At 41.6% G+C, this 23,732-nt stretch carries 18 protein-coding genes, 12 tRNA genes and 3 rRNA genes; 28 read left to right on the top strand and 5 right to left on the bottom strand.

What is annotated here, in order from left to right:
• Positions 1-3: 3 nt before the first annotated feature.
• Complete coding sequence (gene cmpA, locus RE409_RS01545; RefSeq protein ID WP_089364909.1) at positions 4-123, bottom strand: cortex morphogenetic protein CmpA; 120 nt, start codon at positions 121-123, stop codon at positions 4-6.
• A gap of 85 nt (positions 124-208) precedes the next feature.
• On the opposite strand from cmpA, the gene RE409_RS01550 reads away from it, so the two are divergent.
• The 20 genes from RE409_RS01550 (at position 209) to tsaD (ending at position 9,940) form a co-directional block, all read left to right on the top strand.
• Positions 209-688 (top strand): SprT family protein, encoded by a 480-nt coding sequence (locus RE409_RS01550; protein ID WP_201188337.1) that lies wholly within the window; start codon positions 209-211, stop codon positions 686-688.
• Positions 689-820: 132 nt separating this feature from the next.
• A tRNA-Asn gene (locus RE409_RS01555) sits at positions 821-895 on the top strand.
• A 7-nt stretch (positions 896-902) separates the two neighbouring features.
• A tRNA-Ser gene (locus tag RE409_RS01560) sits at positions 903-993 on the top strand.
• A gap of 17 nt (positions 994-1,010) precedes the next feature.
• Positions 1,011-1,085 (top strand) — tRNA-Glu (locus RE409_RS01565).
• A gap of 27 nt (positions 1,086-1,112) precedes the next feature.
• Positions 1,113-1,188, top strand: a tRNA-Asp gene (locus tag RE409_RS01570).
• 82 nt (positions 1,189-1,270) lie between these two features.
• Positions 1,271-1,345 (top strand) — tRNA-Gln (locus RE409_RS01575).
• Positions 1,346-1,354: 9 nt separating this feature from the next.
• A tRNA-Lys gene (locus RE409_RS01580) sits at positions 1,355-1,430 on the top strand.
• 9 nt (positions 1,431-1,439) lie between these two features.
• Positions 1,440-1,521 (top strand) — tRNA-Leu (locus RE409_RS01585).
• Positions 1,522-1,580: 59 nt separating this feature from the next.
• A tRNA-Leu gene (locus tag RE409_RS01590) sits at positions 1,581-1,666 on the top strand.
• 18 nt (positions 1,667-1,684) lie between these two features.
• Positions 1,685-1,761 (top strand) — tRNA-Arg (locus RE409_RS01595).
• A gap of 6 nt (positions 1,762-1,767) precedes the next feature.
• Positions 1,768-1,844, top strand: a tRNA-Pro gene (locus tag RE409_RS01600).
• A gap of 32 nt (positions 1,845-1,876) precedes the next feature.
• Positions 1,877-1,950, top strand: a tRNA-Gly gene (locus RE409_RS01605).
• 97 nt (positions 1,951-2,047) lie between these two features.
• Positions 2,048-3,598, top strand: a 16S ribosomal RNA gene (locus tag RE409_RS01610).
• 175 nt (positions 3,599-3,773) lie between these two features.
• Positions 3,774-6,706, top strand: a 23S ribosomal RNA gene (locus RE409_RS01615).
• A gap of 115 nt (positions 6,707-6,821) precedes the next feature.
• Positions 6,822-6,937 (top strand): 5S ribosomal RNA (rrf, locus tag RE409_RS01620).
• Together the 16S, 23S and 5S rRNA genes with 12 tRNA genes alongside form the textbook arrangement of a ribosomal RNA operon.
• A 71-nt stretch (positions 6,938-7,008) precedes the next feature.
• Positions 7,009-7,082 (top strand) — tRNA-Met (locus tag RE409_RS01625).
• Positions 7,083-7,307: 225 nt separating this feature from the next.
• Entirely contained in the window at positions 7,308-7,760 is a 453-nt protein-coding gene (gene tsaE / locus RE409_RS01630; RefSeq protein WP_053348963.1) for a tRNA (adenosine(37)-N6)-threonylcarbamoyltransferase complex ATPase subunit type 1 TsaE, read from the top strand.
• A complete protein-coding gene (gene tsaB / locus RE409_RS01635; protein WP_201188339.1) occupies positions 7,760-8,452 on the top strand; it encodes a tRNA (adenosine(37)-N6)-threonylcarbamoyltransferase complex dimerization subunit type 1 TsaB in 693 nt (230 codons plus the stop codon). Before tsaE ends, tsaB begins: the two co-directional genes overlap by 1 nt.
• A 25-nt stretch (positions 8,453-8,477) precedes the next feature.
• Positions 8,478-8,930, top strand: a complete 453-nt coding sequence (gene rimI / locus RE409_RS01640; RefSeq protein ID WP_201188341.1) for a ribosomal protein S18-alanine N-acetyltransferase — start codon at positions 8,478-8,480, stop codon at positions 8,928-8,930.
• Positions 8,927-9,940 (top strand): tRNA (adenosine(37)-N6)-threonylcarbamoyltransferase complex transferase subunit TsaD, encoded by a 1,014-nt coding sequence (gene tsaD / locus RE409_RS01645; RefSeq protein WP_056523290.1) that lies wholly within the window; start codon positions 8,927-8,929, stop codon positions 9,938-9,940. Before rimI ends, tsaD begins: the two co-directional genes overlap by 4 nt.
• Before the next feature lie 281 nt (positions 9,941-10,221).
• Here tsaD and RE409_RS01650 read toward each other — a convergent pair whose 3' ends face one another.
• Entirely contained in the window at positions 10,222-12,141 is a 1,920-nt protein-coding gene (locus tag RE409_RS01650; RefSeq protein WP_201188343.1) for an ABC-F family ATP-binding cassette domain-containing protein, read from the bottom strand.
• A 130-nt stretch (positions 12,142-12,271) separates the two neighbouring features.
• On the opposite strand from RE409_RS01650, the gene moaC reads away from it, so the two are divergent.
• Both moaC and RE409_RS01660 read left to right on the top strand, forming a co-directional pair.
• Positions 12,272-12,781, top strand: coding sequence for a cyclic pyranopterin monophosphate synthase MoaC (gene moaC, locus RE409_RS01655; RefSeq protein ID WP_053348958.1), 510 nt, complete (start codon positions 12,272-12,274; stop codon positions 12,779-12,781).
• A gap of 34 nt (positions 12,782-12,815) precedes the next feature.
• On the top strand, positions 12,816-13,475 hold the full coding sequence (locus tag RE409_RS01660) for a redox-sensing transcriptional repressor Rex (RefSeq protein ID WP_053348957.1): 660 nt from the start codon (positions 12,816-12,818) through the stop codon (positions 13,473-13,475).
• A 27-nt stretch (positions 13,476-13,502) separates the two neighbouring features.
• Here the strand turns inward: RE409_RS01660 and RE409_RS01665 are convergent, their stop codons facing one another.
• Together RE409_RS01665 and RE409_RS01670 are read right to left on the bottom strand one after the other, a co-directional pair.
• Entirely contained in the window at positions 13,503-13,718 is a 216-nt protein-coding gene (locus RE409_RS01665; protein ID WP_201188345.1) for a YdiK family protein, read from the bottom strand.
• Positions 13,715-14,440: a CPBP family intramembrane glutamic endopeptidase gene (locus RE409_RS01670; protein ID WP_201188347.1), complete on the bottom strand. Its 726-nt coding sequence runs from the start codon at positions 14,438-14,440 to the stop codon at positions 13,715-13,717. The genes RE409_RS01665 and RE409_RS01670 overlap by 4 nt, the downstream gene beginning before the upstream one ends.
• A 336-nt stretch (positions 14,441-14,776) precedes the next feature.
• Between RE409_RS01670 and groES the strand changes: the two genes are divergently transcribed.
• Positions 14,777-15,061 (top strand): co-chaperone GroES, encoded by a 285-nt coding sequence (gene groES / locus RE409_RS01675; RefSeq protein ID WP_053348954.1) that lies wholly within the window; start codon positions 14,777-14,779, stop codon positions 15,059-15,061.
• 59 nt (positions 15,062-15,120) lie between these two features.
• Entirely contained in the window at positions 15,121-16,758 is a 1,638-nt protein-coding gene (groL, locus tag RE409_RS01680; protein WP_053348953.1) for a chaperonin GroEL, read from the top strand.
• Positions 16,759-16,829: 71 nt separating this feature from the next.
• Here the strand turns inward: groL and RE409_RS01685 are convergent, their stop codons facing one another.
• Positions 16,830-17,006 carry a hypothetical protein gene (locus RE409_RS01685; protein WP_242486995.1) on the bottom strand — a complete coding sequence of 59 codons (177 nt, stop codon included), beginning with the start codon at positions 17,004-17,006 and terminating at the stop codon, positions 16,830-16,832.
• Positions 17,007-17,657: 651 nt separating this feature from the next.
• Here RE409_RS01685 and RE409_RS01690 point away from each other — a divergent pair.
• The 4 genes from RE409_RS01690 (at position 17,658) to gntK (ending at position 23,714) form a co-directional block, all read left to right on the top strand.
• Positions 17,658-20,075 carry an ABC transporter permease gene (locus RE409_RS01690; protein WP_242489035.1) on the top strand — a complete coding sequence of 806 codons (2,418 nt, stop codon included), beginning with the start codon at positions 17,658-17,660 and terminating at the stop codon, positions 20,073-20,075.
• A gap of 170 nt (positions 20,076-20,245) precedes the next feature.
• Positions 20,246-21,013 (top strand): ABC transporter ATP-binding protein, encoded by a 768-nt coding sequence (locus RE409_RS01695; RefSeq protein WP_201222378.1) that lies wholly within the window; start codon positions 20,246-20,248, stop codon positions 21,011-21,013.
• A 432-nt stretch (positions 21,014-21,445) separates the two neighbouring features.
• Positions 21,446-22,177: a GntR family transcriptional regulator gene (locus RE409_RS01705; RefSeq protein ID WP_201250155.1), complete on the top strand. Its 732-nt coding sequence runs from the start codon at positions 21,446-21,448 to the stop codon at positions 22,175-22,177.
• Positions 22,170-23,714 (top strand): gluconokinase, encoded by a 1,545-nt coding sequence (gene gntK, locus RE409_RS01710; protein WP_201222374.1) that lies wholly within the window; start codon positions 22,170-22,172, stop codon positions 23,712-23,714. The genes RE409_RS01705 and gntK overlap by 8 nt, the downstream gene beginning before the upstream one ends.
• Positions 23,715-23,732: the final 18 nt, after the last annotated feature.

The raw sequence follows: 23,732 nt of genomic DNA on the forward strand, positions 1-23,732 counted from the left end.
GGTCTATAATCGAAGACTTTCTTTTTTTTGATAAAAAAACCAGCATTGATTCAACATCTTCACTTGATAATAATCCTTTTCATAAAAGGCTTTACGAATTTGATTTTGGAACCAATTAGGCATAGCGCTTACCTCCAGTAGTTTTCTATTGTTTTATTAGTCTATGTTATAATGGGTTGTCATGTTACCAAGGAAAGGGAGGGGGAAGATGGATAATCAGCAATTGCAAAAATTAGTTGAAGATATTTCGAGGAAAGACTTTCAAAAGCCCTTTAGACACCTAGCTTGTTTTAATCCGCGCCTTCGAACGACTGGAGGAAGGTACTTGCTACGTTCACATAATATAGAAATTAATAAGAAATATCTTGATGAACGTGGAGTGGAAGAATTGATAGGAATCATAAAGCATGAATTATGCCATTATCACCTTCACCTTGAGAAGAAAGGATACCAGCATCGTGATGCTGACTTTAAGCGTTTACTCGAAAAAGTTGGAGCCCCAAGATTTTGCACGCCACTACCGTCAAACCAGTTAAAGAGAAAAATGAATACTATTCAATATAGATGTGAAAACTGTCAGGAGTTATATTTAAGAAAGAAGCGTATCGATACCACTCGTTTTGTCTGTGGTAAGTGTCGTGGAACACTGATATACCAAGGTTTTAAAGAAAAAGAAGCAAATAAATAAAAAAAAACAAAAGAACCCTTGACTTTATGTTGCAACCTCCTTATAATCATAAGAGTCGACAAGATAACAACTTGTTCTTCACGACAACCACTAAGGTCCTTGAGCGTAAAAAAGGAACCCAATTTTCATTATTCCGCAGTAGCTCAGTGGTAGAGCATTCGGCTGTTAACCGAACGGTCGTAGGTTCGAGTCCTACCTGCGGAGCCATTTTTTTGGGGAAGTACTCAAGAGGCTGAAGAGGCGCCCCTGCTAAGGGTGTAGGTCGCGTAAGCGGCGCGAGGGTTCAAATCCCTCCTTCTCCGCCAGTTATACATTTTATCACGGCCCATTGGTCAAGCGGTTAAGACACCGCCCTTTCACGGCGGTAACACGGGTTCGAATCCCGTATGGGTCACCATCTTTTGTATGTTTAAATTAAATTACTGGTCCCGTGGTGTAGCGGTTAACATGCCTGCCTGTCACGCAGGAGATCGCGGGTTCGATTCCCGTCGGGACCGCCATTTATTTCTTTAAAAAAACACTTGCTAGAATTAAGTTATTGTGATATAATATTAATCGGGCTGTTAATTAGTAATTGATTATTGGGCTATAGCCAAGCGGTAAGGCAACGGATTTTGATTCCGTCATGCGAAGGTTCGATCCCTTCTAGCCCAGCCATTTTATTTAGAGCCATTAGCTCAGTTGGTAGAGCATCTGACTTTTAATCAGAGGGTCGAAGGTTCGAATCCTTCATGGCTCACCATTTTATTTCGCGGGTGTGGCGGAATTGGCAGACGCACCAGACTTAGGATCTGGCGCCGCAAGGCGTGGGGGTTCAAGTCCCTTCACCCGCACTGATATTTTTCTTCTTGACAACAAGTTGAAAAGGTGTTAGACTTACAAAGTCGCTTTCGCGGTCGTGGCGGAATGGCAGACGCGCTAGGTTGAGGGCCTAGTGGGGGAAACCCCGTGGAGGTTCAAATCCTCTCGGCCGCACCAAAAACATCATAGAAATTAGCGCCCGTAGCTCAATTGGATAGAGCATCTGACTACGAATCAGAAGGTTGTAGGTTCGACTCCCGCCGGGCGCACCATATTTACGGGAAGTAGCTCAGCTTGGTAGAGCACTTGGTTTGGGACCAAGGGGTCGCAGGTTCGAATCCTGTCTTCCCGACCATTCTTTCTTAGAAATAATTTGAAAAATTAAATGCGGGTGTAGTTTAGTGGTAAAACCTCAGCCTTCCAAGCTGATGATGAGAGTTCGATTCTCTTCACCCGCTCCATTATTGCTCTTTGAAAACTGAACAAAACAAAGCGCCAACGTTAAATTTTAAGTGAGCACACACTATCAAAAAAAGCAAAATGAGCAAGTCAAACATTTCTTCGGAGAGTTTGATCCTGGCTCAGGACGAACGCTGGCGGCGTGCCTAATACATGCAAGTCGAGCGAATCGATGGGAGCTTGCTCCCTGAGATTAGCGGCGGACGGGTGAGTAACACGTGGGCAACCTGCCTATAAGACTGGGATAACTTCGGGAAACCGGAGCTAATACCGGATACGTTCTTTTCTCGCATGAGAGAAGATGGAAAGACGGTTTCGGCTGTCACTTATAGATGGGCCCGCGGCGCATTAGCTAGTTGGTGAGGTAATGGCTCACCAAGGCGACGATGCGTAGCCGACCTGAGAGGGTGATCGGCCACACTGGGACTGAGACACGGCCCAGACTCCTACGGGAGGCAGCAGTAGGGAATCTTCCGCAATGGACGAAAGTCTGACGGAGCAACGCCGCGTGAACGAAGAAGGCCTTCGGGTCGTAAAGTTCTGTTGTTAGGGAAGAACAAGTACCAGAGTAACTGCTGGTACCTTGACGGTACCTAACCAGAAAGCCACGGCTAACTACGTGCCAGCAGCCGCGGTAATACGTAGGTGGCAAGCGTTGTCCGGAATTATTGGGCGTAAAGCGCGCGCAGGTGGTTCCTTAAGTCTGATGTGAAAGCCCACGGCTCAACCGTGGAGGGTCATTGGAAACTGGGGAACTTGAGTGCAGAAGAGGAAAGTGGAATTCCAAGTGTAGCGGTGAAATGCGTAGAGATTTGGAGGAACACCAGTGGCGAAGGCGACTTTCTGGTCTGTAACTGACACTGAGGCGCGAAAGCGTGGGGAGCAAACAGGATTAGATACCCTGGTAGTCCACGCCGTAAACGATGAGTGCTAAGTGTTAGAGGGTTTCCGCCCTTTAGTGCTGCAGCTAACGCATTAAGCACTCCGCCTGGGGAGTACGGCCGCAAGGCTGAAACTCAAAGGAATTGACGGGGGCCCGCACAAGCGGTGGAGCATGTGGTTTAATTCGAAGCAACGCGAAGAACCTTACCAGGTCTTGACATCCTCTGACAACCCTAGAGATAGGGCGTTCCCCTTCGGGGGACAGAGTGACAGGTGGTGCATGGTTGTCGTCAGCTCGTGTCGTGAGATGTTGGGTTAAGTCCCGCAACGAGCGCAACCCTTGATCTTAGTTGCCAGCATTCAGTTGGGCACTCTAAGGTGACTGCCGGTGACAAACCGGAGGAAGGTGGGGATGACGTCAAATCATCATGCCCCTTATGACCTGGGCTACACACGTGCTACAATGGATGGTACAAAGGGCTGCAAACCTGCGAAGGTAAGCGAATCCCATAAAGCCATTCTCAGTTCGGATTGTAGGCTGCAACTCGCCTACATGAAGCCGGAATCGCTAGTAATCGCGGATCAGCATGCCGCGGTGAATACGTTCCCGGGCCTTGTACACACCGCCCGTCACACCACGAGAGTTTGTAACACCCGAAGTCGGTGAGGTAACCTTTATGGAGCCAGCCGCCTAAGGTGGGACAGATGATTGGGGTGAAGTCGTAACAAGGTAGCCGTATCGGAAGGTGCGGCTGGATCACCTCCTTTCTAAGGATAAATACGAGAGCGCTTTTGTTTTGTTCAGTTTTGAATGAGTAATTCATTCAGATTCGAAAGATCTCATCACGTAGTGATGGAATTCTTTCTTCTTTGTTCCTTGAAAACTAGATAATAGATAGAAGGCAATTAATTTTTTCAAAGCATCAGTAAGATCTTTTTTAACGGTTAAGTTAGAAAGGGCGCACGGTGGATGCCTTGGCACTAGGAGCCGATGAAGGACGGGACTAACACCGATATGCTTCGGGGAGCTGTAAGTAAGCTTTGATCCGGAGATTTCCGAATGGGGAAACCCACTGTTCGTAATGGAACAGTATCTTTACCTGAATACATAGGGTACTGAAGGCAGACCCGGGGAACTGAAACATCTAAGTACCCGGAGGAAGAGAAAGCAAATGCGATTTCCTGAGTAGCGGCGAGCGAAACGGAATTAGCCCAAACCAAGAGGCTTGCCTCTTGGGGTTGTAGGACACTCAACATGGAGTTACAAAGGAACGGGGTAAATGAAGTGATCTGGAAAGGTCCGTCAAAGAAGGTAAAAACCCTGTAGTTGAAACTTCGTTCCCTCCTGAGTGGATCCTGAGTACGGCGGGACACGAGAAATCCCGTCGGAAGCAGGGAGGACCATCTCCCAAGGCTAAATACTACCTAGTGACCGATAGTGAACCAGTACCGTGAGGGAAAGGTGAAAAGCACCCCGGAAGGGGAGTGAAATAGATCCTGAAACCGTGTGCCTACAAGTAGTCAAAGCCCGTTAATGGGTAATGGCGTGCCTTTTGTAGAATGAACCGGCGAGTTACGATTTCATGCGAGGTTAAGTTGATAAGACGGAGCCGCAGCGAAAGCGAGTCTGAATAGGGCGAATGAGTATGAGGTCGTAGACCCGAAACCAGGTGATCTACCCATGTCCAGGGTGAAGTTCAGGTAACACTGAATGGAGGCCCGAACCCACGCACGTTGAAAAGTGCGGGGATGAGGTGTGGGTAGCGGAGAAATTCCAATCGAACCTGGAGATAGCTGGTTCTCTCCGAAATAGCTTTAGGGCTAGCCTCAAGATGAGAGTATTGGAGGTAGAGCACTGATTGGACTAGGGGCCCCCAACGGGTTACCGAATTCAGTCAAACTCCGAATGCCAAATACTTATTCTTGGGAGTCAGACTGCGAGTGATAAGATCCGTAGTCGAAAGGGAAACAGCCCAGACCACCAGCTAAGGTCCCAAAGTATACGTTAAGTGGAAAAGGATGTGGAGTTGCTTAGACAACCAGGATGTTGGCTCAGAAGCAGCCATCATTTAAAGAGTGCGTAATAGCTCACTGGTCGAGTGACTCCGCGCCGAAAATGTACCGGGGCTAAACGTATCACCGAAGCTGTGGATTGACACCGTATGGTGTCGATGGTAGGAGAGCGTTCTAAGGGCGTTGAAGTCAGACCGGAAGGACTGGTGGAGCGCTTAGAAGTGAGAATGCCGGTATGAGTAGCGAAAGAAGGGTGAGAATCCCTTCCACCGAATGCCTAAGGTTTCCTGAGGAAGGCTCGTCCGCTCAGGGTTAGTCGGGACCTAAGCCGAGGCCGAAAGGCGTAGGCGATGGACAACAGGTTGATATTCCTGTACCACCTATACATCGTTTGAACGATGGGGGGACGCAGAAGGATAGGGTAAGCGCGCTGTTGGATATGCGCGTCCAAGCAGTTAGGCCGGAAACGAGGCAAATCCCGTTTCCATTAAGGCGGAGCTGTGATGGCGAGGGAAATATAGTACCGAAGTTCCTGATTCCACGCTGCCAAGAAAAGCCTCTAGTGAGATGTAAGGTGCCCGTACCGCAAACCGACACAGGTAGGCGAGGAGAGAATCCTAAGGTGTGCGAGAGAACTCTCGTTAAGGAACTCGGCAAAATGACCCCGTAACTTCGGGAGAAGGGGTGCTTTTTAGGGTGAATAGCCCGGAAAAGCCGCAGTGAATAGGCCCAGGCGACTGTTTAGCAAAAACACAGGTCTCTGCGAAGCCGCAAGGCGAAGTATAGGGGCTGACACCTGCCCGGTGCTGGAAGGTTAAGGGGAGAGGTTAGCGCAAGCGAAGCTTTGAACCGAAGCCCCAGTAAACGGCGGCCGTAACTATAACGGTCCTAAGGTAGCGAAATTCCTTGTCGGGTAAGTTCCGACCCGCACGAAAGGTGTAACGATCTGGGCACTGTCTCAACGAGAGACTCGGTGAAATTATAGTACCTGTGAAGATGCAGGTTACCCGCGACAGGACGGAAAGACCCCGTGGAGCTTTACTGCAGCCTGATATTGAATTTTGGTACAGCTTGTACAGGATAGGTAGGAGCCTGAGAAGCCGGAGCGCTAGCTTCGGTGGAGGCGTTGGTGGGATACTACCCTGGCTGTATTGAAATTCTAACCCGCGCCCCTTATCGGGGTGGGAGACAGTGTCAGGTGGGCAGTTTGACTGGGGCGGTCGCCTCCTAAAGAGTAACGGAGGCGCCCAAAGGTTCCCTCAGAATGGTTGGAAATCATTCGTAGAGTGTAAAGGCACAAGGGAGCTTGACTGCGAGACCTACAAGTCGAGCAGGGACGAAAGTCGGGCTTAGTGATCCGGTGGTTCCGCATGGAAGGGCCATCGCTCAACGGATAAAAGCTACCCCGGGGATAACAGGCTTATCTCCCCCAAGAGTCCACATCGACGGGGAGGTTTGGCACCTCGATGTCGGCTCATCGCATCCTGGGGCTGTAGTCGGTCCCAAGGGTTGGGCTGTTCGCCCATTAAAGCGGTACGCGAGCTGGGTTCAGAACGTCGTGAGACAGTTCGGTCCCTATCCGTCGCGGGCGCAGGAAATTTGAGAGGAGCTGTCCTTAGTACGAGAGGACCGGGATGGACGCACCGCTGGTGTACCAGTTGTCTTGCCAAAGGCATAGCTGGGTAGCTACGTGCGGACGGGATAAGTGCTGAAAGCATCTAAGCATGAAGCCCCCCTCGAGATGAGATTTCCCATAGCGCAAGCTAGTAAGATCCCTGAAAGATGATCAGGTTGATAGGTCAGAGGTGGAAGCGTGGCGACATGTGGAGCTGACTGATACTAATAGATCGAGGACTTAACCACGCTTTAAAAAATGAAATACCTTCTTATTATCTAGTTTTGAAGGAATGAAAATTTCTTCTTGCATTTTATTAGGATGCATGTTATAATAATATATGTCCTGATAAAAGGTTAAATGTTTGGTGGCGATAGCGAAGAGGTCACACCCGTTCCCATTCCGAACACGGCAGTTAAGCTCTTCAGCGCCGATGGTAGTTGGGGGTTTCCCCCTGTGAGAGTAGGACGCCGCCAAGCTATAACCTTTAATTGTATCCTTTTTTAAAAAAAGGACATACTAAATTTTATAAAAGAAACATTTATACCGTCGCGGGGTGGAGCAGTCCGGTAGCTCGTCGGGCTCATAACCCGAAGGTCGCAGGTTCAAATCCTGTCCCCGCAATCATGAAAAAAACGAAACCTTGGTTTCGTTTTTTTGTTTTATCTGAATTTCGGATAATAATGTCCTTAACTTATTTGTTTCTTCTTTTGAAACAAGGTAAACTACATATAGAATGCTTTATTAGGGATATAATTATGGTCGTTAGCTTTTTTAAGTATTGTGTTTATGGTTCTCAAGATAAAACTAGAGAACATTTTCCTAATAGATGATAAAGGTGATTGATATATGCAACAATTTGAATGGATTTCTCAGAATGAGGAAGAAACAGCGCATTTTGCACAGGAATTAGCACAAAAGCTTTCAAGTGGTGATGTACTTGCTTTAGAAGGGGACTTGGGAGCAGGGAAAACGGCGTTCACAAAAGGTCTTGCTAAAGGTTTAGGTGTATCTAGAACTGTGAATAGCCCAACTTTTACGATAATAAAGGAATACGTTGGGAGATTACCCTTATACCATATGGATGTATATCGGGTAAGTGAATCAGAAGAAGATTTAGGTTTCGATGAATATTTTGATGGTGAAGGTGTGACCGTTGTGGAATGGGCTCATTTAATTAAAGACCAGCTTCCAAATGAAATCTTAACTATTTATATTTATCGTCTTAGTGATACAAGCCGCCGTCTTGTCTTAGAAGCCAAAGGCGAAAGGTATGTTACGTTATGTAAGGAGATTATTTGATGAAGGTTTTAGCTATAGATACATCGAACTTCACGTTAGGGATTGCTCTAATAAATGATACTCAAGTAATTGGCGAGTATACTACGAATTTAAAGAAAAATCATTCGGTTCGAGTGATGCCAGCAATTGAGACCCTATTAAGGGATTGTGATACTAGTCCTAAGGAATTGACTAAAATTGTGGTCGCTCAGGGCCCTGGATCTTATACAGGGGTTAGGATTGGTGTGACAATTGCGAAAACATTGGCGTGGACGTTGAAAATTCCATTATCGGCTGTTTCTAGTTTAGAAGTTTTAGCTGCTAATGGACGTTATTTTAACGGGTTAGTTTCGCCCTTGTTTGATGCAAGAAGAGGCCAGATTTATACTGGATTATATGAAATAGAAAATAATGTGTTAAATACAGTCATGGAAGATTGCAATATTCTATCCTCTGAATGGGCAATTCGATTAAAGGAATTAAAGCGTCCTGTTTTATTTGTTGGTCAGGATGTAGAAATTCATCGGGAAGCGATTACGAAAGTGTTAGGGAATTTAGCAGCATTTTCTCCCGTACAGTTATTTAACTCTCGACCAAGCGAACTTGCATTTATTGGCCTGAACAAGAATGAAGTGGACATACACCAGTTTGTACCGAACTATATTCGTATGGCTGAAGCGGAAGCTAAGTGGCTCGAACAGCAGGGGAAATAAAATAATAGGAAAGCGACCGATTATTATGAGTAAAACATTGACGTTTCGAAAGATGAAAACGGAAGATATCGACCAAGTGTTAAACGTAGAAAAACAATCCTTTACTTTGCCTTGGAGCCGGGAAGCTTTTTTTAATGAATTAAATCATAATCAATATGCTGTTTACATGGTTATTGAAGATGAAGGGGAAATTGCTGGTTATTGCGGCGCGTGGATTGTCATTGATGAATCGCATATTACCAATATCGCTATTTTACCTGAATACCGAGGGCAAAAGCTGGGTGAAGCTCTGCTTAGAAAGATGATTGAAATCTCAATTAGCATGGGCGTTGTAAGGATGACGCTTGAAGTTCGTGTTAGTAATGCAGTGGCCATTTCACTTTATGAAAAACTAGGCTTTCAAAAGGGTGGAATTCGTAAAAATTATTATACAGATAATCAAGAAGATGCTTATGTTATGTGGGTGAATTTTTCATGAAAAAAGATCAACTTATATTAGGAATTGAAACCAGCTGTGACGAAACTGCTGCAGCTGTCATAAAAAATGGAACAGAGATATTGAGCAATGTCGTTGCTTCACAAATAGAAAGCCATAAGCGGTTTGGTGGTGTTGTACCTGAAATAGCGTCCCGGCACCATGTAGAGCAAATTACAATCGTGCTTGAAGAGGCTTTGCTTCAGGCTGGTGTGACGTACGAAGATTTGGACGCTATTGCTGTTACAGAAGGTCCTGGGCTAGTAGGGGCATTGTTAATAGGTGTTAATGCTGCTAAAGCGGTGGCATTCGCTCATGGAATCCCGCTTGTTGGAACGCACCATATCGCGGGCCATATATATGCTAATAGACTTGTTCAAGAAATTCAGTACCCAGCCCTCTCATTAGTCGTTTCAGGAGGCCATACGGAATTGGTGCTTTTAGAGGAGCCCGGTTCCTTTAAAGTAATAGGGGAGACGCGGGACGATGCAGCAGGAGAGGCATATGATAAAGTAGCTCGAACTTTAGGACTTCCTTATCCAGGCGGTCCTCATATCGATAGGCTTGCACAAGAGGGTTCACCATCTTTGAAACTGCCTCGGGCATGGCTGGATGGCAGCTATGACTTTTCTTTCAGTGGGTTGAAATCAGCTGTAATTAACACTTTGCATAATGCAGAACAACGTGGAGAAAAAATTGATCCTAAAGATTTGGCCGCAAGTTTCCAAGCAAGCGTCATAGAGGTACTTGTGACAAAAGCTGTAAAAGCTGCTAAGGAATATGATGTGAAACAGGTGTTACTTGCAGGTGGTGTTGCCGCTAATAAAGGCCTACGGGAAGCACTAACTGAAGCCTTTATGGATTTACCAATGGATATTTCTATTCCCCCTTTATACCTTTGTACGGATAATGCAGCAATGATTGGTGCAGCTGCAAGTGTCATGTTTGAAAAAGGAAAGCGCTCTGGGTTAGATTTGAACGGAAACCCCGGCTTAGATTTAGAAGTTTTCTAACGATAAAAAAGGCAGGAGACCAAACTTCGGTATCCTGTCTTTTTTATAATGTTTTAAAAAAAATAGAATATTCTGTGGATAACGTTTTTTTATTATTCAAACCCGCTGTGTATAACCAATTGTTATGTGGATAAGTGCATAAGTTTCTGTGGATATTGTGGATAAATTGATTGAGTAGCTATTGAGTAGCAACTTGTTTGTGTATAAAAATGTGGATAACTTTGAGTCGATCTTTTCAAAACATCATGTAAAGACCGAGTTAAATAACTCGGTCCGATTGTTTATTCTTCTAATTCAGCCCATTCTTCAAGATGCTGATCTAAAGTTTCCTGTGCTTTATCAAGCTTTGTCTGAACTTCCATTACCTTCTCATGGTCTTGGAAGACGTTTGGGTCACAAAGGAGCTCATTATACTCGTTTATTTCAGTTTCGAGTAGCTCCATGGCTGACTCGATTTCCTCGATACGGCGTTTTCGCTGGCGTTCTGCTTTTTTTGCTTCTTTATCAATTTTGTAGTTTGTCTTTTCGACGATTAGTTCCACATTGGTCGATTTATTTTGTTGTTCGAGTGCTTCAATTTCTGCTTGCTCTTGTTTCTTCTCTACATAGTAATCATAATCGCCGAGAAACTCTTCATTGCCGTCTTTGGATAGCTCAATGACCTTTGTTGCAATTCGATTAATAAAATAACGGTCATGTGAGACGAAAAGAATGGTTCCTGGATAATCTATCAAAGCGTTTTCAAGCACTAATTTGCTGTCGAGATCTAAATGGTTCGTTGGTTCATCAAGAATTAAAAAATTCCCTTTTTCCATCATCATTTTGGCTAAAGCAAGCCGTGCCTTTTCACCACCGCTTAGTGTCGAAACGGTTTTCAATACATCATCTCCACTAAAAAGGAAATTACCAAGTACTGTGCGGATATCTTTTTCCGGTTTAAGGGGATATTCATCCCATAGTTCATTTAGTACGCGTTTATTAGAAATCAAATTGGCCTGTTCTTGATCGTAGTAGCTGACCTCGACGTTCGTTCCAAAACGGAAATCGCCAGAAATTGCAGGCAGCTTGGATATAATCGTTTTTAATAACGTCGATTTACCAACGCCATTTGGACCGACAAGGGCAATACTTTCTCCTTTTGTCATCCGAGAGTTAATATTATTAGATACTGTTTCCCCTTCATAACCAATAGCTAAGCTTTGAAGATGAAGTACTTCGTTTCCGCTTTGCTTTTCAATTTGGAAGGAAAAATTAGCAGATTTTTCGTCACCTTGTGGCCTGTCCAATACGTCCATCTTTTCGAGCTGCTTGCGCCTGCTTTGCGCTCTTTTGGTGGTCGAAGCTCTTGTGATATTACGTTGAACAAAGTCACGCAGTTTTTCGATTTCACCTTGTTGTTTTTCGAATTGCTTCATGTCCCGTTCATAATCTTCCGCTTTTCCTTCTAAGTAAGAACTGTAATTACCATAGTACTTTTTCATATTATTTCTTGAAATTTCATACACCTGGTTTACAACTTTATCTAGAAAATAGCGGTCATGGGAAACAATAAGTACAGCACCTTGGTAACTTTGTAAATATTGTTCAAGCCAGGAGAGAGTTTCGATATCCAGATGGTTTGTTGGTTCATCGAGAATCAATATATCGGGCTTCTTTAAAAGCAGCTTTCCTAATGCAAGCCGTGTTTTTTGGCCTCCACTCAACGTGGAAATGAGAGTGGAATAGTCAAAGTCACCAAACTGAAGACCATGTAATACGGAACGGATATCTGCTTCATATTGATAGCCCCCCTTTTCTTTAAAGGCTACCTGTAAAGTGTCATATTCATTTAACACCTTTTGGTAAAGTATTTCGTTATCAAAAGTGTCAGGTTTGGCCATTTCGGCCTCAAGTCGGCGCAGTTCTTTCTCTTGCTCTATTAGGTCTTTGAATACAGTCTGCATCTCATTCCAAATGGAAAGTTCGGATTCTAAACCTGTATCCTGTGCCATATAGCCAATAGTGACGCCTTTGGGTTTGATGATCTCGCCGCCATCATGGGAAAGTTGTCCGGCTATGATTTTTAGCAGAGTTGATTTTCCAGCGCCGTTTCGGCCAACTAGGGCAATTCGATCTTTATTTTGAACTTCGAGCTTCATATTTGATAAAATAAGTTCAGCTCCGTAATATTTGGATAGTTGATTGATTTGTAATAAAATCATAAATTTTCACCTCAATTGATTATTGTTAGTGTAACGTATTATAGTAATTATCGGCAACAGCTGAGGTCTAAGCAAAAACAAGCTGTTACATAATGTGGAATAATAGTGTATGATTTAGGAGGGGTTATTAATGGGGGACTTAACGCATTTTAATGAACAAGGCAGAGCTAAAATGGTTGATGTGAGTGCGAAGCCTGAAACCATTCGGACGGCAACAGCTCAATCGAGTATCTTATTGAACGATGAAATATATGAAAAAATCACGAACCAGAAAATGAAAAAAGGTGATGTTCTGTCAGTTGCACAGGTTGCAGGCATCATGGCAAGCAAAAATACATCCAATATAATCCCGATGTGTCACCCTATTTCTCTACAAGGGGTCAATATAGCCTTTGATTGGGTAAAAGAAGAACAAGGTTATAGGCTTAAAATAGAAACAGAAGCCAAGACAAAAGGGAGTACAGGTGTTGAAATGGAAGCGTTAACAGCTGCATCTGTGACCGCTTTAACTGTCTACGATATGTGTAAGGCTATTGATAAAGGAATGGTAATCGGGCCTACATTTTTAGTGGAGAAAACAGGTGGGGTGTCTAGTAGCGATTACAAAAGACAGTTGAATCAAACAGATAAAGAAGAATAAGTTTGAAAAGCATGTGTGAAGGCGGGGAAGAACGATGAACCATGACCCAAAGATACCGCAGGCAACGGCCAAAAGGTTGCCCTTATATTATCGATTTTTAAAGAACTTACATTCCTCAGGTAAACAAAGAGTATCCTCGGCAGAGCTTAGCGAAGCTGTAAAAGTTGATTCGGCTACAATTCGCCGTGATTTTTCCTACTTTGGCGCGCTTGGAAAAAAGGGCTACGGCTATAATGTAAATTATTTACTATCCTTCTTCAGAAAAACACTAGATCAAGATGAATTGACAAAAGTCGCTTTAATTGGAGTAGGGAATTTAGGGACCGCTTTTTTAAATTACAATTTTTTGAAAAATAATAATACAAAAATTGAAATGGCATTTGAAGTTTCTGAAGATAAGGTTGGAAAGCGAATAGCTGATGTGCCAATCTATCATATGGACCAAATAGATACGCTTTTGCAGGAAAATAATATTACAGCAGCTATTTTGACAGTACCTGCCCAAGTGGCTCAAACGATAACCGATCGTTTAGTTAAAGCTGATATAAAAGGAATATTGAATTTCACTCCTGCTCGGCTGACTGTACCGCCGTCCATAAGAGTTCACCACATTGACCTGGCTGTAGAGCTTCAGTCCCTCATCTACTTTTTAAAGCATTATCCTGTGGTAGAAGAAGTTGCATTAGAGGAATAAAAAAACGCTGCGTCTTCGCAGCGTTTTTTATTTTTTCTTCTTATTGTTTGCGGATTTAATTTTAAAGTGCATCATGATCATACGTAACCCTGACCCAAAGTCAAGAGTTGCAATAAGTACGAGTATGTAGGCAAAGATTCCCCATCCTGTTGAATTGACGGTTTGGATTGCGATAGCCGTAAAAAGAGCCCCTAAGCCTGCATAGATGATACCGATAAATAGTGGTGATTGACGACGTTTCATAATAAACCTCCGATAAAGGCCTGTGCAGTATCTAGCATCTTCTCAATATCATCTCTATAAAACACTTGAAGGATGATAACAAGGGTATTCATTGCAATATGTGCCACCATCGACACAAGGATACGACCGGTTTGCGCATAAAGAAATGCAAAGGTGAAGCCCATTGCTGAATATAAAAGAAGATGTTCGAGTTCACCATGCGCCAAGCCGAAAATAACTGAGCTAATTAAAGCAGAAATAAAGAAATTAAAGCGTTTATTAAGTGATCCGAAAATGATTTTCCGGAAAAGGATTTCTTCCAAAATAGGTCCAATTACTGAAGTCACGAAAATGACCATTGGGACTTCATATATGAGTGAAATAAGATTCTGCGTATTTTCAGATTCAGACTTCACCCCGAGCATTTGTTCAATGCTTCCAGCTAGGCTTTGAGCAATAAGTGCCAGAAATACACCTGCTATCGCCCACAATATAGACGTAGGGATTGAAGCTTGATTACGTGTGTCTATCCTTTCCCTCATATCTTTTCTCATCAAAATTAAAATCAGTGTTAGAGCTGCGAGAAAGCTGAATACAATCCAGTATGCTGCTGCTTTAACTTTGAGTTCATCAGCAGGCATTTCGCTTAAAGATCCAATCAGCATGAAAATAGGCATCCCAACAATACTGGATAATTGCATGGCTATGTAAGTGATGATGACGAACCAATATTCTTTTTTCAAAAATGAAAACTCCTTTTATTTAGTCCGCCATTTCTCTTATAACGGTCCTGACATGGGGACAATCTCTAAACGTATACTCCAAAATGGTATCAAATAATGAGACATAACTCCACTTAAACGTACGCATAAGAGAACATTTCATCTCCTTTGTTAAAAGAAACATTATCCTAAAGTAGTATACCCGGAATTTATCAGAAATTAATAAAAAATTTTCGATAAGATACTTGCAAAAAAGGCTCGGTTTATTTAATATTATAAATGTGTTAGCACTCGATGATGAAGAGTGCTAATAATCACAAAGCAAATTATCAAGAGAATATGAGGAGGTTGTTTCACTTGTTAAAACCATTAGGTGATCGCGTTATTATTGAACTAGTTCAATCTGAAGAAAAAACGGCAAGCGGTATTGTTCTTCCTGATACTGCAAAAGAAAAGCCACAAGAAGGTAAGGTCGTAGCAGTTGGTACGGGCCGTGTTCTTGAAAATGGCGAACGTGTTGCTTTAGAGGTTGCCCAAGGCGATCTAATTATCTTCTCAAAATATGCTGGTACTGAAGTGAAATACGAAGATACTGAATACTTAATTTTACGTGAAAGCGACATTTTAGCTGTTATTGGCTAATTATACATCATACTTAACTGAACGAAAATTTTCTTAAAATTTTAGGGAGGTACTTATAAATGGCTAAAGAAATTAAATTTAGTGAAGAAGCACGCCGCTCAATGCTTCGTGGTGTGGACGCACTTGCAGATGCAGTTAAAGTAACGCTTGGACCAAAAGGTCGTAACGTGGTTCTTGAGAAAAAATTCGGTTCACCGCTTATCACAAATGACGGTGTAACAATCGCTAAAGAAATCGAATTAGAAGATGCATTCGAAAACATGGGTGCGAAATTGGTTGCTGAAGTAGCAAGCAAAACAAACGACGTAGCTGGTGACGGTACAACTACTGCAACGGTTCTAGCGCAAGCAATGATCCGTGAAGGTCTTAAAAACGTAACAGCTGGTGCTAACCCAATGGGTATCCGTAAAGGAATCGAAAAAGCGGTTAATACTGCGATTGCAGAATTAAAAGCCATTTCTCAACCTGTTGAAAACAAAGAATCGATTGCACAAGTTGCTGCTATCTCTTCAGCTGATGAAGAAGTAGGCCAACTGATTGCTGAAGCTATGGAACGCGTTGGTAACGACGGCGTCATCACAATCGAAGAGTCTAAAGGTTTCACAACTGAATTGGACGTTGTAGAAGGTATGCAGTTCGACCGTGGATATGCTTCCCCTTACATGGTTACTGATTCAGATAAAATGGAAGCTGTTTTAGACAATCCATATATCTTAATCACGGATAAAAAAGTAACGAATATCCAAGAAATCCTTCCTGTACTTGAGCAAGTTGTTCAACAAGGAAAACCACTATTATTGATTGCTGAAGATGTAGAAGGCGAAGCGCTTGCAACTCTTGTTGTGAACAAACTTCGTGGAACATTCAATGCAGTTGCGGTTAAGGCTCCTGGATTCGGTGATCGTCGTAAAGCAATGCTTGAAGACATCGCAGCTCTTACAGGCGGCGAAGTAATCACTGAAGAAATCGGACTTGATCTTAAATCTGCAACAATCGAATCTTTAGGACGTGCGTCTAAAGTGGTTGTTACAAAAGAAAACACAACTATCGTTGAAGGATCTGGAGATACAGCTCAAATTCAAGCTCGTGTAAACCAAATCCGTGTTCAATTAGAAGAAACAACTTCTGAATTCGACCGTGAAAAATTACAAGAACGCCTTGCTAAATTAGCTGGTGGTGTAGCAGTAATCAAAGTCGGTGCAGCTACTGAAACAGAATTAAAAGAACGTAAACTTCGTATTGAAGATGCATTGAACTCTACTCGTGCTGCTGTTGAAGAAGGTATCGTAGCCGGTGGTGGTACAGCTCTTCTAAACGTATACAATAAAGTGGCAGAAATTCAAGCGGAAGGCGACGTAGCAACAGGCGTGAAAATCGTTCTTCGTGCTATCGAAGAGCCAGTACGCCAAATCGCTCACAATGCTGGACTTGAAGGTTCTGTAATCGTAGAACGCCTTAAAGGTGAAGCAGTTGGAACTGGCTTCAATGCAGCTACTGGCGAATGGGTTAACATGATTGCATCTGGTATCGTGGATCCTACTAAAGTAACTCGTTCAGCTCTACAAAACGCTGGTTCTGTTGCTGCAATGTTCTTAACAACAGAAGCTGTTGTTGCTGACAAACCAGAACCTGCTGGCGCTGGTGGCATGGGCATGCCTGATATGGGTGGCATGGGCGGAATGGGCGGCATGATGTAATAAAGCCGTCAATCCCTTGATATATAAGGGTTTGAGAGTGAAATGGTAACATTTTGCTAACATTGAGGATTTTAACGGAAGCTTCTCATAAGTTGAACAAACTTATGGGAAGCTTCTTTTTTCATTTCTTGAGTTACATAGAGATATACATTCTTTGTAATCAGATCATCGGTATGACCAAGTCTGTCCATAATTTGTTCAAGTGAGACATCAGCTTCTGCAAGTAGAGAAGGTATGATTAATCCCAATAATAATATAGTGTAATATCAGTTGGTCACGCCCAAAGCGAAAAAATCTAGACGAAAGGTTGTGGTAGGTGAAGCGGTAATTAAACTATATATTGAGTAGCAAAAAGTAATACGCTTCAAATGATAAGTAATTTTCCGAATGGGTCTTTTATTGAAAGTGAAATCATCCAAATTCGAGCTAGAAAGATAGATAAAGATTACTAGACCTATTGTATATCCATATGTTTGAATTAAATTCCTAAATCTTGACCATATGTACGCATTAGTTCATCAATTAACTCTTTGGGATTGTCAGTTGCAGTTGAAGCAATTGTTACTCCTTCCACTTCCTTCCCTCCATTTCGATTGATTTTTTCTAATTAACTCCAATAGTCAACATACTAAAATAGGGCTGCGGGCTTAGTAAACAATTAGGCTTAAGTTGGTTTACCTAATAAATACCATTTTGTATGATTACTTTGTACTCTCAATAATTATTCAGGTCAAGTCTACTAAGAAATCAGCATGTATAGTTTTTCAAAGGTTATTGTTTAAGATTTTCAACATCCATGCTTAGTGCTTGTTCTGGAAATGAAAAAGTTATAGAAATGAAAAAAGTTCATTAAGAGCCTTATTAATTCGAAAGTTTACGGAAATTATTCCCCTGAAGAAATGAGCAAGATTGATAGAGGCAAGGATAAAATAGAAAAAATTATCTATGTAGAAGGAGGAAAAATATTGTTTTTAAAGATGGTAAGGAATGATTTTGTCAGACAGAAAATTGTAACAATTTCAGTATTTGTATTTATCGCTATGGCAGTTCTTTTGGGAGCTAGTGCAATAAATAACATTGCCAATCTGATTCAGTCGATGTCGGACCTGCAGGAACGTGCAGTACCAGCTGACATTACGCAGATGCATTCCGGAGAATTTGATCAGGCAGAAATCGATAAATTTACAGAAGAACAGCGTGAGAATATAGCGATGCAGGAGACGATGTTTCTTCTGACTTTGGATGGAAGTAATATTCATTTCGGCAATAATCAAACGATGGCTGGAACTGTACAGGATATTTCATTTGTTGTACAGAATAAAAAATTCGATTTTATATTGGATCTGGATAATAAAAAGCTGGATGTAACGGAAGGGGAAGTGGCGGTTCCCATCTATTTCATGCAACAATATGACTTAAAAATAGGTGATACGATTACGGTGAAAAGCGGAGAGTATGAGAATGAGTTTGTCATTTCAGATTATGCAAGAGATTATGAGATGAACTCTTCCCTTACTTCTTCGAAACGGTTTGTTATTAATCAGGCAGACTATAATGAAATGCTTTTAAAGCAGGCCGGGGAACTGGAATATCTGATCGAATTCAAACTGCATGAAAACGGTGATTCTCAAGGACTTCAGACTGCATATATCGAAGGAGGTCTTCCAGCAAACGGTCCTACAGTCGGAGGAAAGATATTTCTGATGTTTAATGCCATGTCAGATGCGGCAGTTGTGATGGTCATTATACTTATCAGTGTTCTGCTGATTATTATAGCTTCGCTCTGTATCAGACTTACGTTTCTGGCAACCATTGATGAAGATTTAAGAGAAATCGGTGTGATGAAAGCAATAGGAATATCCAAAAAAGATATAAAAAAGGTATATCTTAACAAATACAGAGTTATGTCAGTAGTAGCCGGTATAATAGGCTATCTGCTTTCCTTTGCCGTGGTAAATCTGTTTAACGGTAATATGAGACTTTACATATCTTCGGATTTATCAGGAAACTTAAAATATGTACTATCTCTAATAGCTCCATTATTGGTATATTTCATGATTGTGATGTATTGCAAGAAAGTACTGAAAAGAATCGATAAGATTTCTGCGGTAGAAGCCTTACGGAAAGATTCTATGGAGCGTGGAAAGAACCAAAAATACAGTTTTCCACTGCTTAAGAACAAATTCTTCAGCACCAATATTTATATGGGACTTAGGGATGTATGGAAACGATTCAAATTATACAGGTTACTGTTCTTTATTTTTATCGTATGTACGTTTATTGTAATACTTCCTATAAATATTTATAACACCATGAATTCACCGGAATTTTCCACATACATGGGAATAGGAAAGTCTGATATGAGAATCGATCTTCGAAGGACCGATAGTATTACAGAAGATTTTAAAAAGCTGCAGGAAGAGCTGAAAAATGATTCGGATATTGAAAAGTATGCGGCCTACATCACAAGTTCCTACCAGGTCAAAAATGCGGAATCCTGGGACTATATGAATATTGAAACCGGAGATTTTTCCGTATTTCCATTAAATTATCTGGAAGGAAGAACACCGGAGGGTGAAGGAGAAATATCACTTTCCTTTGCCAATGCGTCAAAAGACGGATTAAACAAGAAAGTAGGAGATGAAGTAGCAGTAAAGGTTGGCGGGGAAGAAAAGAATTTGAAAGTAACTGGTATTTATCAAGATATTACAAATGGCGGGAAAACAGCAAAGGCGCATACCAGTCTTGGAGTAAATGATGAGGCCGTTCTTTGGTATATTGTGTACATGGATGTGGCTCAAGGCGTTGATATTCGTGAGAAAATGGACTACTACCAGAATGCCTATGATTCTACGCAGGTCAATGATATCAAAGAATATACACGGCAGACTCTTGGAAATATCATTGATCAGATGAGTACAGTTGTGATAGGCGCATTCGCCATTGCAGTAATCATAGCTGTATTGATCACGGCACTATTCCTTCGGATGCTATTATCAAAGGATATGTCTCAGATTGCAATCATGCGAAGTATGGGATTAACTTCTAAAAATATTAAACATCAATATATGGCAGGAACTATGATGGTACTGATATTGGGAATCATAGTTGGAGTGCTGGCTTCTAATTATTTAGGGGAGTTACTTGTAAGTATGGCAATGTCCACTATGGGAGCTGCAAAAATTGAATTTGTTCATGTTGTATGGCAGACTTGGCTGTTATGTCCGTTAGTGCTGATTGTAGTAGTCGGCTTTACGATATTTGTGTCCTGTAAGGTAGCCGTAAAAGATGATTTATCTGTCGTTTTAAGAAGTTAGAAGTACTGAAAAAAAAGGTTCGGGCAGGAAGTGTATCTGCTAAGGCAGAAGAAGTCTCCTGTGTGAAGACCCCTATGCAGATAAGAATGCAGATTCCTGAAAAAAAGCATTCCGGGGCGCCTCTGTGGAAATAGACTTTGATTTTAATATTTGGCATTGGAGGAATATAGATGAGCAATATATTAGAAGCAATAAGTATGAACAAAAAAGTAGAATTAGGAAAAGATAATGAGCTTCATATCTTAAAGGATGTAAACTTGGATATAGAAGAAGGTGAATTCGTATCGGTCATGGGGCCATCCGGAAGCGGGAAATCAACACTTCTTTATAATGTAAGCGGTATGGATAGAATTACTTCCGGCAGTGTGAAATTTAAAGACTGTGAAATTGGCACACTAAAAGAAGAAGAATTGGCGAAGATTCGACTGAATCACATGGGATTTATCTTTCAGGATATTAATCTATTAAAAAACCTGTCATTGATTGACAATGTTATGTTTCCTGCTCTTGTATCAAAAGACGCGGATAAAAATACGGTGTATCAAAAAGCAAAAAAACTGATGGAAATGACAGGAATTGAAAAGCTTGCAGATAATACGATCACTCAAGGCTCTGGCGGCCAGCTGCAGAGAGTCGCCATCTGCAGAGCATTGATAAATGATCCGGATATCATTTTTGGAGACGAACCGACCGGAGCATTAGATTCCAAATCGTCAGCAGACATTATGTCTATTCTGGCAGAGATTAATAATGAAGGGACAACCATCATGCTCGTGACGCATGATGCAAAGGTGGCAGCAAAAACCGAAAGAATATTGTTTATGGTAGATGGAAATCTTGTTGCACAGAAGAAAATGAGTAAATACGATAACCAGCATGACGATATTAAGAAAAGAGAAGAAAGCATTATGAAATGGTTAGTAGAAAATGGATTCTAATTTTTCATTGGCATTCGCATAAAGTTCATATGGAAACTTTATTTGGTAAGTTCGATAGGAAAAATGAAGAATGTTTGTAAGGAAAGACACGCTAACAATTTGTTAACACAATCAAGCAGAATATTTTGAGTGGTATCGAACCTATGCATATGGTTAAAAAAAATCAACCTCATCAACAGGCAAAGTCTGCCCAAAATGAGGTTGAATTCATTCGTAAGTTGTTCGGAGTAGCTGCTTAATCCCAAAGTTAACAGGATATTACCATTCTATGTTTCTATTTCATTATTTTTGCACTAGAACCTTCTAAACTCCCAACAAACTTTGACTTATATTGATGAGAATCTAGTTACATTCAAAATGCTTGCATTATTCATTATTTTTATTATAATACTTGTATACAAGTGTACTTGAACTCTACAAGAAGGTGAATTTATGGCTGAATCAAAGGAATTTCTTTATCCTGTAAAATGGCTTTCAAAAGCTTCAGCTGGTGATCGTGTAACATCCGAGCTTAGAATGCGTATTATTTCGGGGATGATTGAAAGCGGTACCATCCTGTCTGAAAATAAATTAGCTGCTGATTTCGGTGTCAGTCGCTCACCAGTTCGAGAAGCGTTAAAAATACTGGCATCTGAAAATATCATCCGATTAGAAAGAATGGGTGCGGTTGTCATTGGTTTAACAGAAAAAAAATATGCAGAAATATATGATGTACGGATACTCATCGAGACGTTTGTATTTGAACGTCTAGTGAGGATGGACACGAATGAATTAGTAATGGAACTTAGTAAAATACTGGAAATGATGAAAATCTCCATAAAATACCGAGATGCTGATGAGTTTTCCTATCAGGATGTCCTATTCCACGAAACAATTATTCGGTCGATCAATCATTCCTACATTCTGATGATCTGGGATAATTTAAAACCTGTGATGGAAAGTTTGATTCTTCTATCCATGCGTTGTCGTTTTAAAGAAAAGTATGAAGACTTTACACGGATCATAAATAATCATCAACTTTATATTGATGCGATCAAAACAAAAGATCGAGACCTCATGATTAAGTCGTTACATGAAAACTTTGATGATGTTCAAGAGAAAGTTGATGACTTATGGATGTCTCAACAGATGCTTTCAAAAGGAGTCGAACAAGAAAATGACTAGCTATATGTTAGGTGTAGACATCGGAACAACAAGTACAAAAGCTGTATTATTTACGAAAAAAGGCGATGTCATTCAGCAAGAGAATATTGGTTATCCTCTTTACACACCGGATATGGCAACAGCGGAACAAGACCCTGAAGAGATTTTTCAGGCCGTTTTGAAAGCCTTTTCAAATATAACGAAACAGCATTCAGATAAAAAGATATCATTTATTTCATTTAGCAGTGCGATGCATAGTGTTATAGCTATGGATGAAAATGACCAGCCGCTAACCCCTTGTATCACTTGGGCAGATAATCGCAGTGAAGCTTTGGCCCATAAAATAAAAGATGAATTTGATGGGCATGAAGTTTACAAACGAACCGGAACACCGATTCACCCGATGTCACCATTATCCAAAATCACCTGGATCGTGAATGATCGCCCAGAGATCGCAACCAATGTTAAAAAGTATATCGGGATTAAAGAATATATCTTTAAAAAGTTCTTTGATCAATATGTTGTCGATTATTCCCTTGCTTCATCTATGGGCATGATGAATCTCAAAAACATGGATTGGGATGAGGAAGCCCTAAGAATTGCTGGAATAACGCGTGATCAATTATCTGAACTCGTACCAACAACAAAGATCTTTAACAACTGTGACCCGGATTTAGCCAAACAGATCGGGATTGATCCACAAACATCTTTTGTCATTGGGGCAAGTGATGGTGTCCTTTCAAATCTAGGTGTAAACGCTATCCGGAAAGGTGAAATTGCTGTCACGATTGGGACAAGCGGTGCGATTCGAACGATTATTGACGAGCCGAAAACAGACGAAAAAGGAAGAATCTTTTGCTATGCCTTAACGGAAAAGCATTGGGTGATTGGAGGGCCGGTAAATAATGGCGGGATGGTCCTTCGCTGGATTCGCGACGAATTTGCTTCTTCCGAGGTAGAAACAGCTAAAAGACTTGGAATCGACGCTTATGAAGTCTTAACCAAGATTGCCGAACGTGTAAGACCAGGCGCTGATGGATTGTTATTCCATCCATATCTTGCAGGTGAACGTGCACCATTATGGAATCCAGACGTACGGGGTTCATTTTTCGGATTAACACTATCACATAAGAAAGAACATATGATTCGAGCGGCTCTAGAAGGAGTCATTTACAATCTATACACCGTATTTTTAGCCTTAACCGAATGTATGGACGGTCCGGTGACCCGAATTCAAGCTACGGGAGGCTTCGCAAGGTCGTCTGTTTGGCGGCAAATGATGTCCGATATCTTCGAATCGGAAGTGGTGGTTCCAGAAAGCTACGAAAGTTCATGCCTGGGTGCTTGTATATTAGGATTATATGCCACCGGGGAAATTGATTCCTTCGAAGTAGTTTCTGAAATGATAGGCAATACCCACAAGCACACACCGAAATATGATTCTGTAAAAGAATACAGGCAACTACTGCCGATTTTTATTAACCTATCAAGGGTATTGGAAAACGAATATACTCAGATTGCGAATTATCAAAGAAACTTAATAAATGCTACAAAGTAAACACATGGAGGAATTACA

The organism is Peribacillus sp. R9-11 (genome assembly GCF_031345095.1).
Taxonomy (GTDB): domain Bacteria; phylum Bacillota; class Bacilli; order Bacillales; family DSM-1321; genus Peribacillus; species Peribacillus butanolivorans.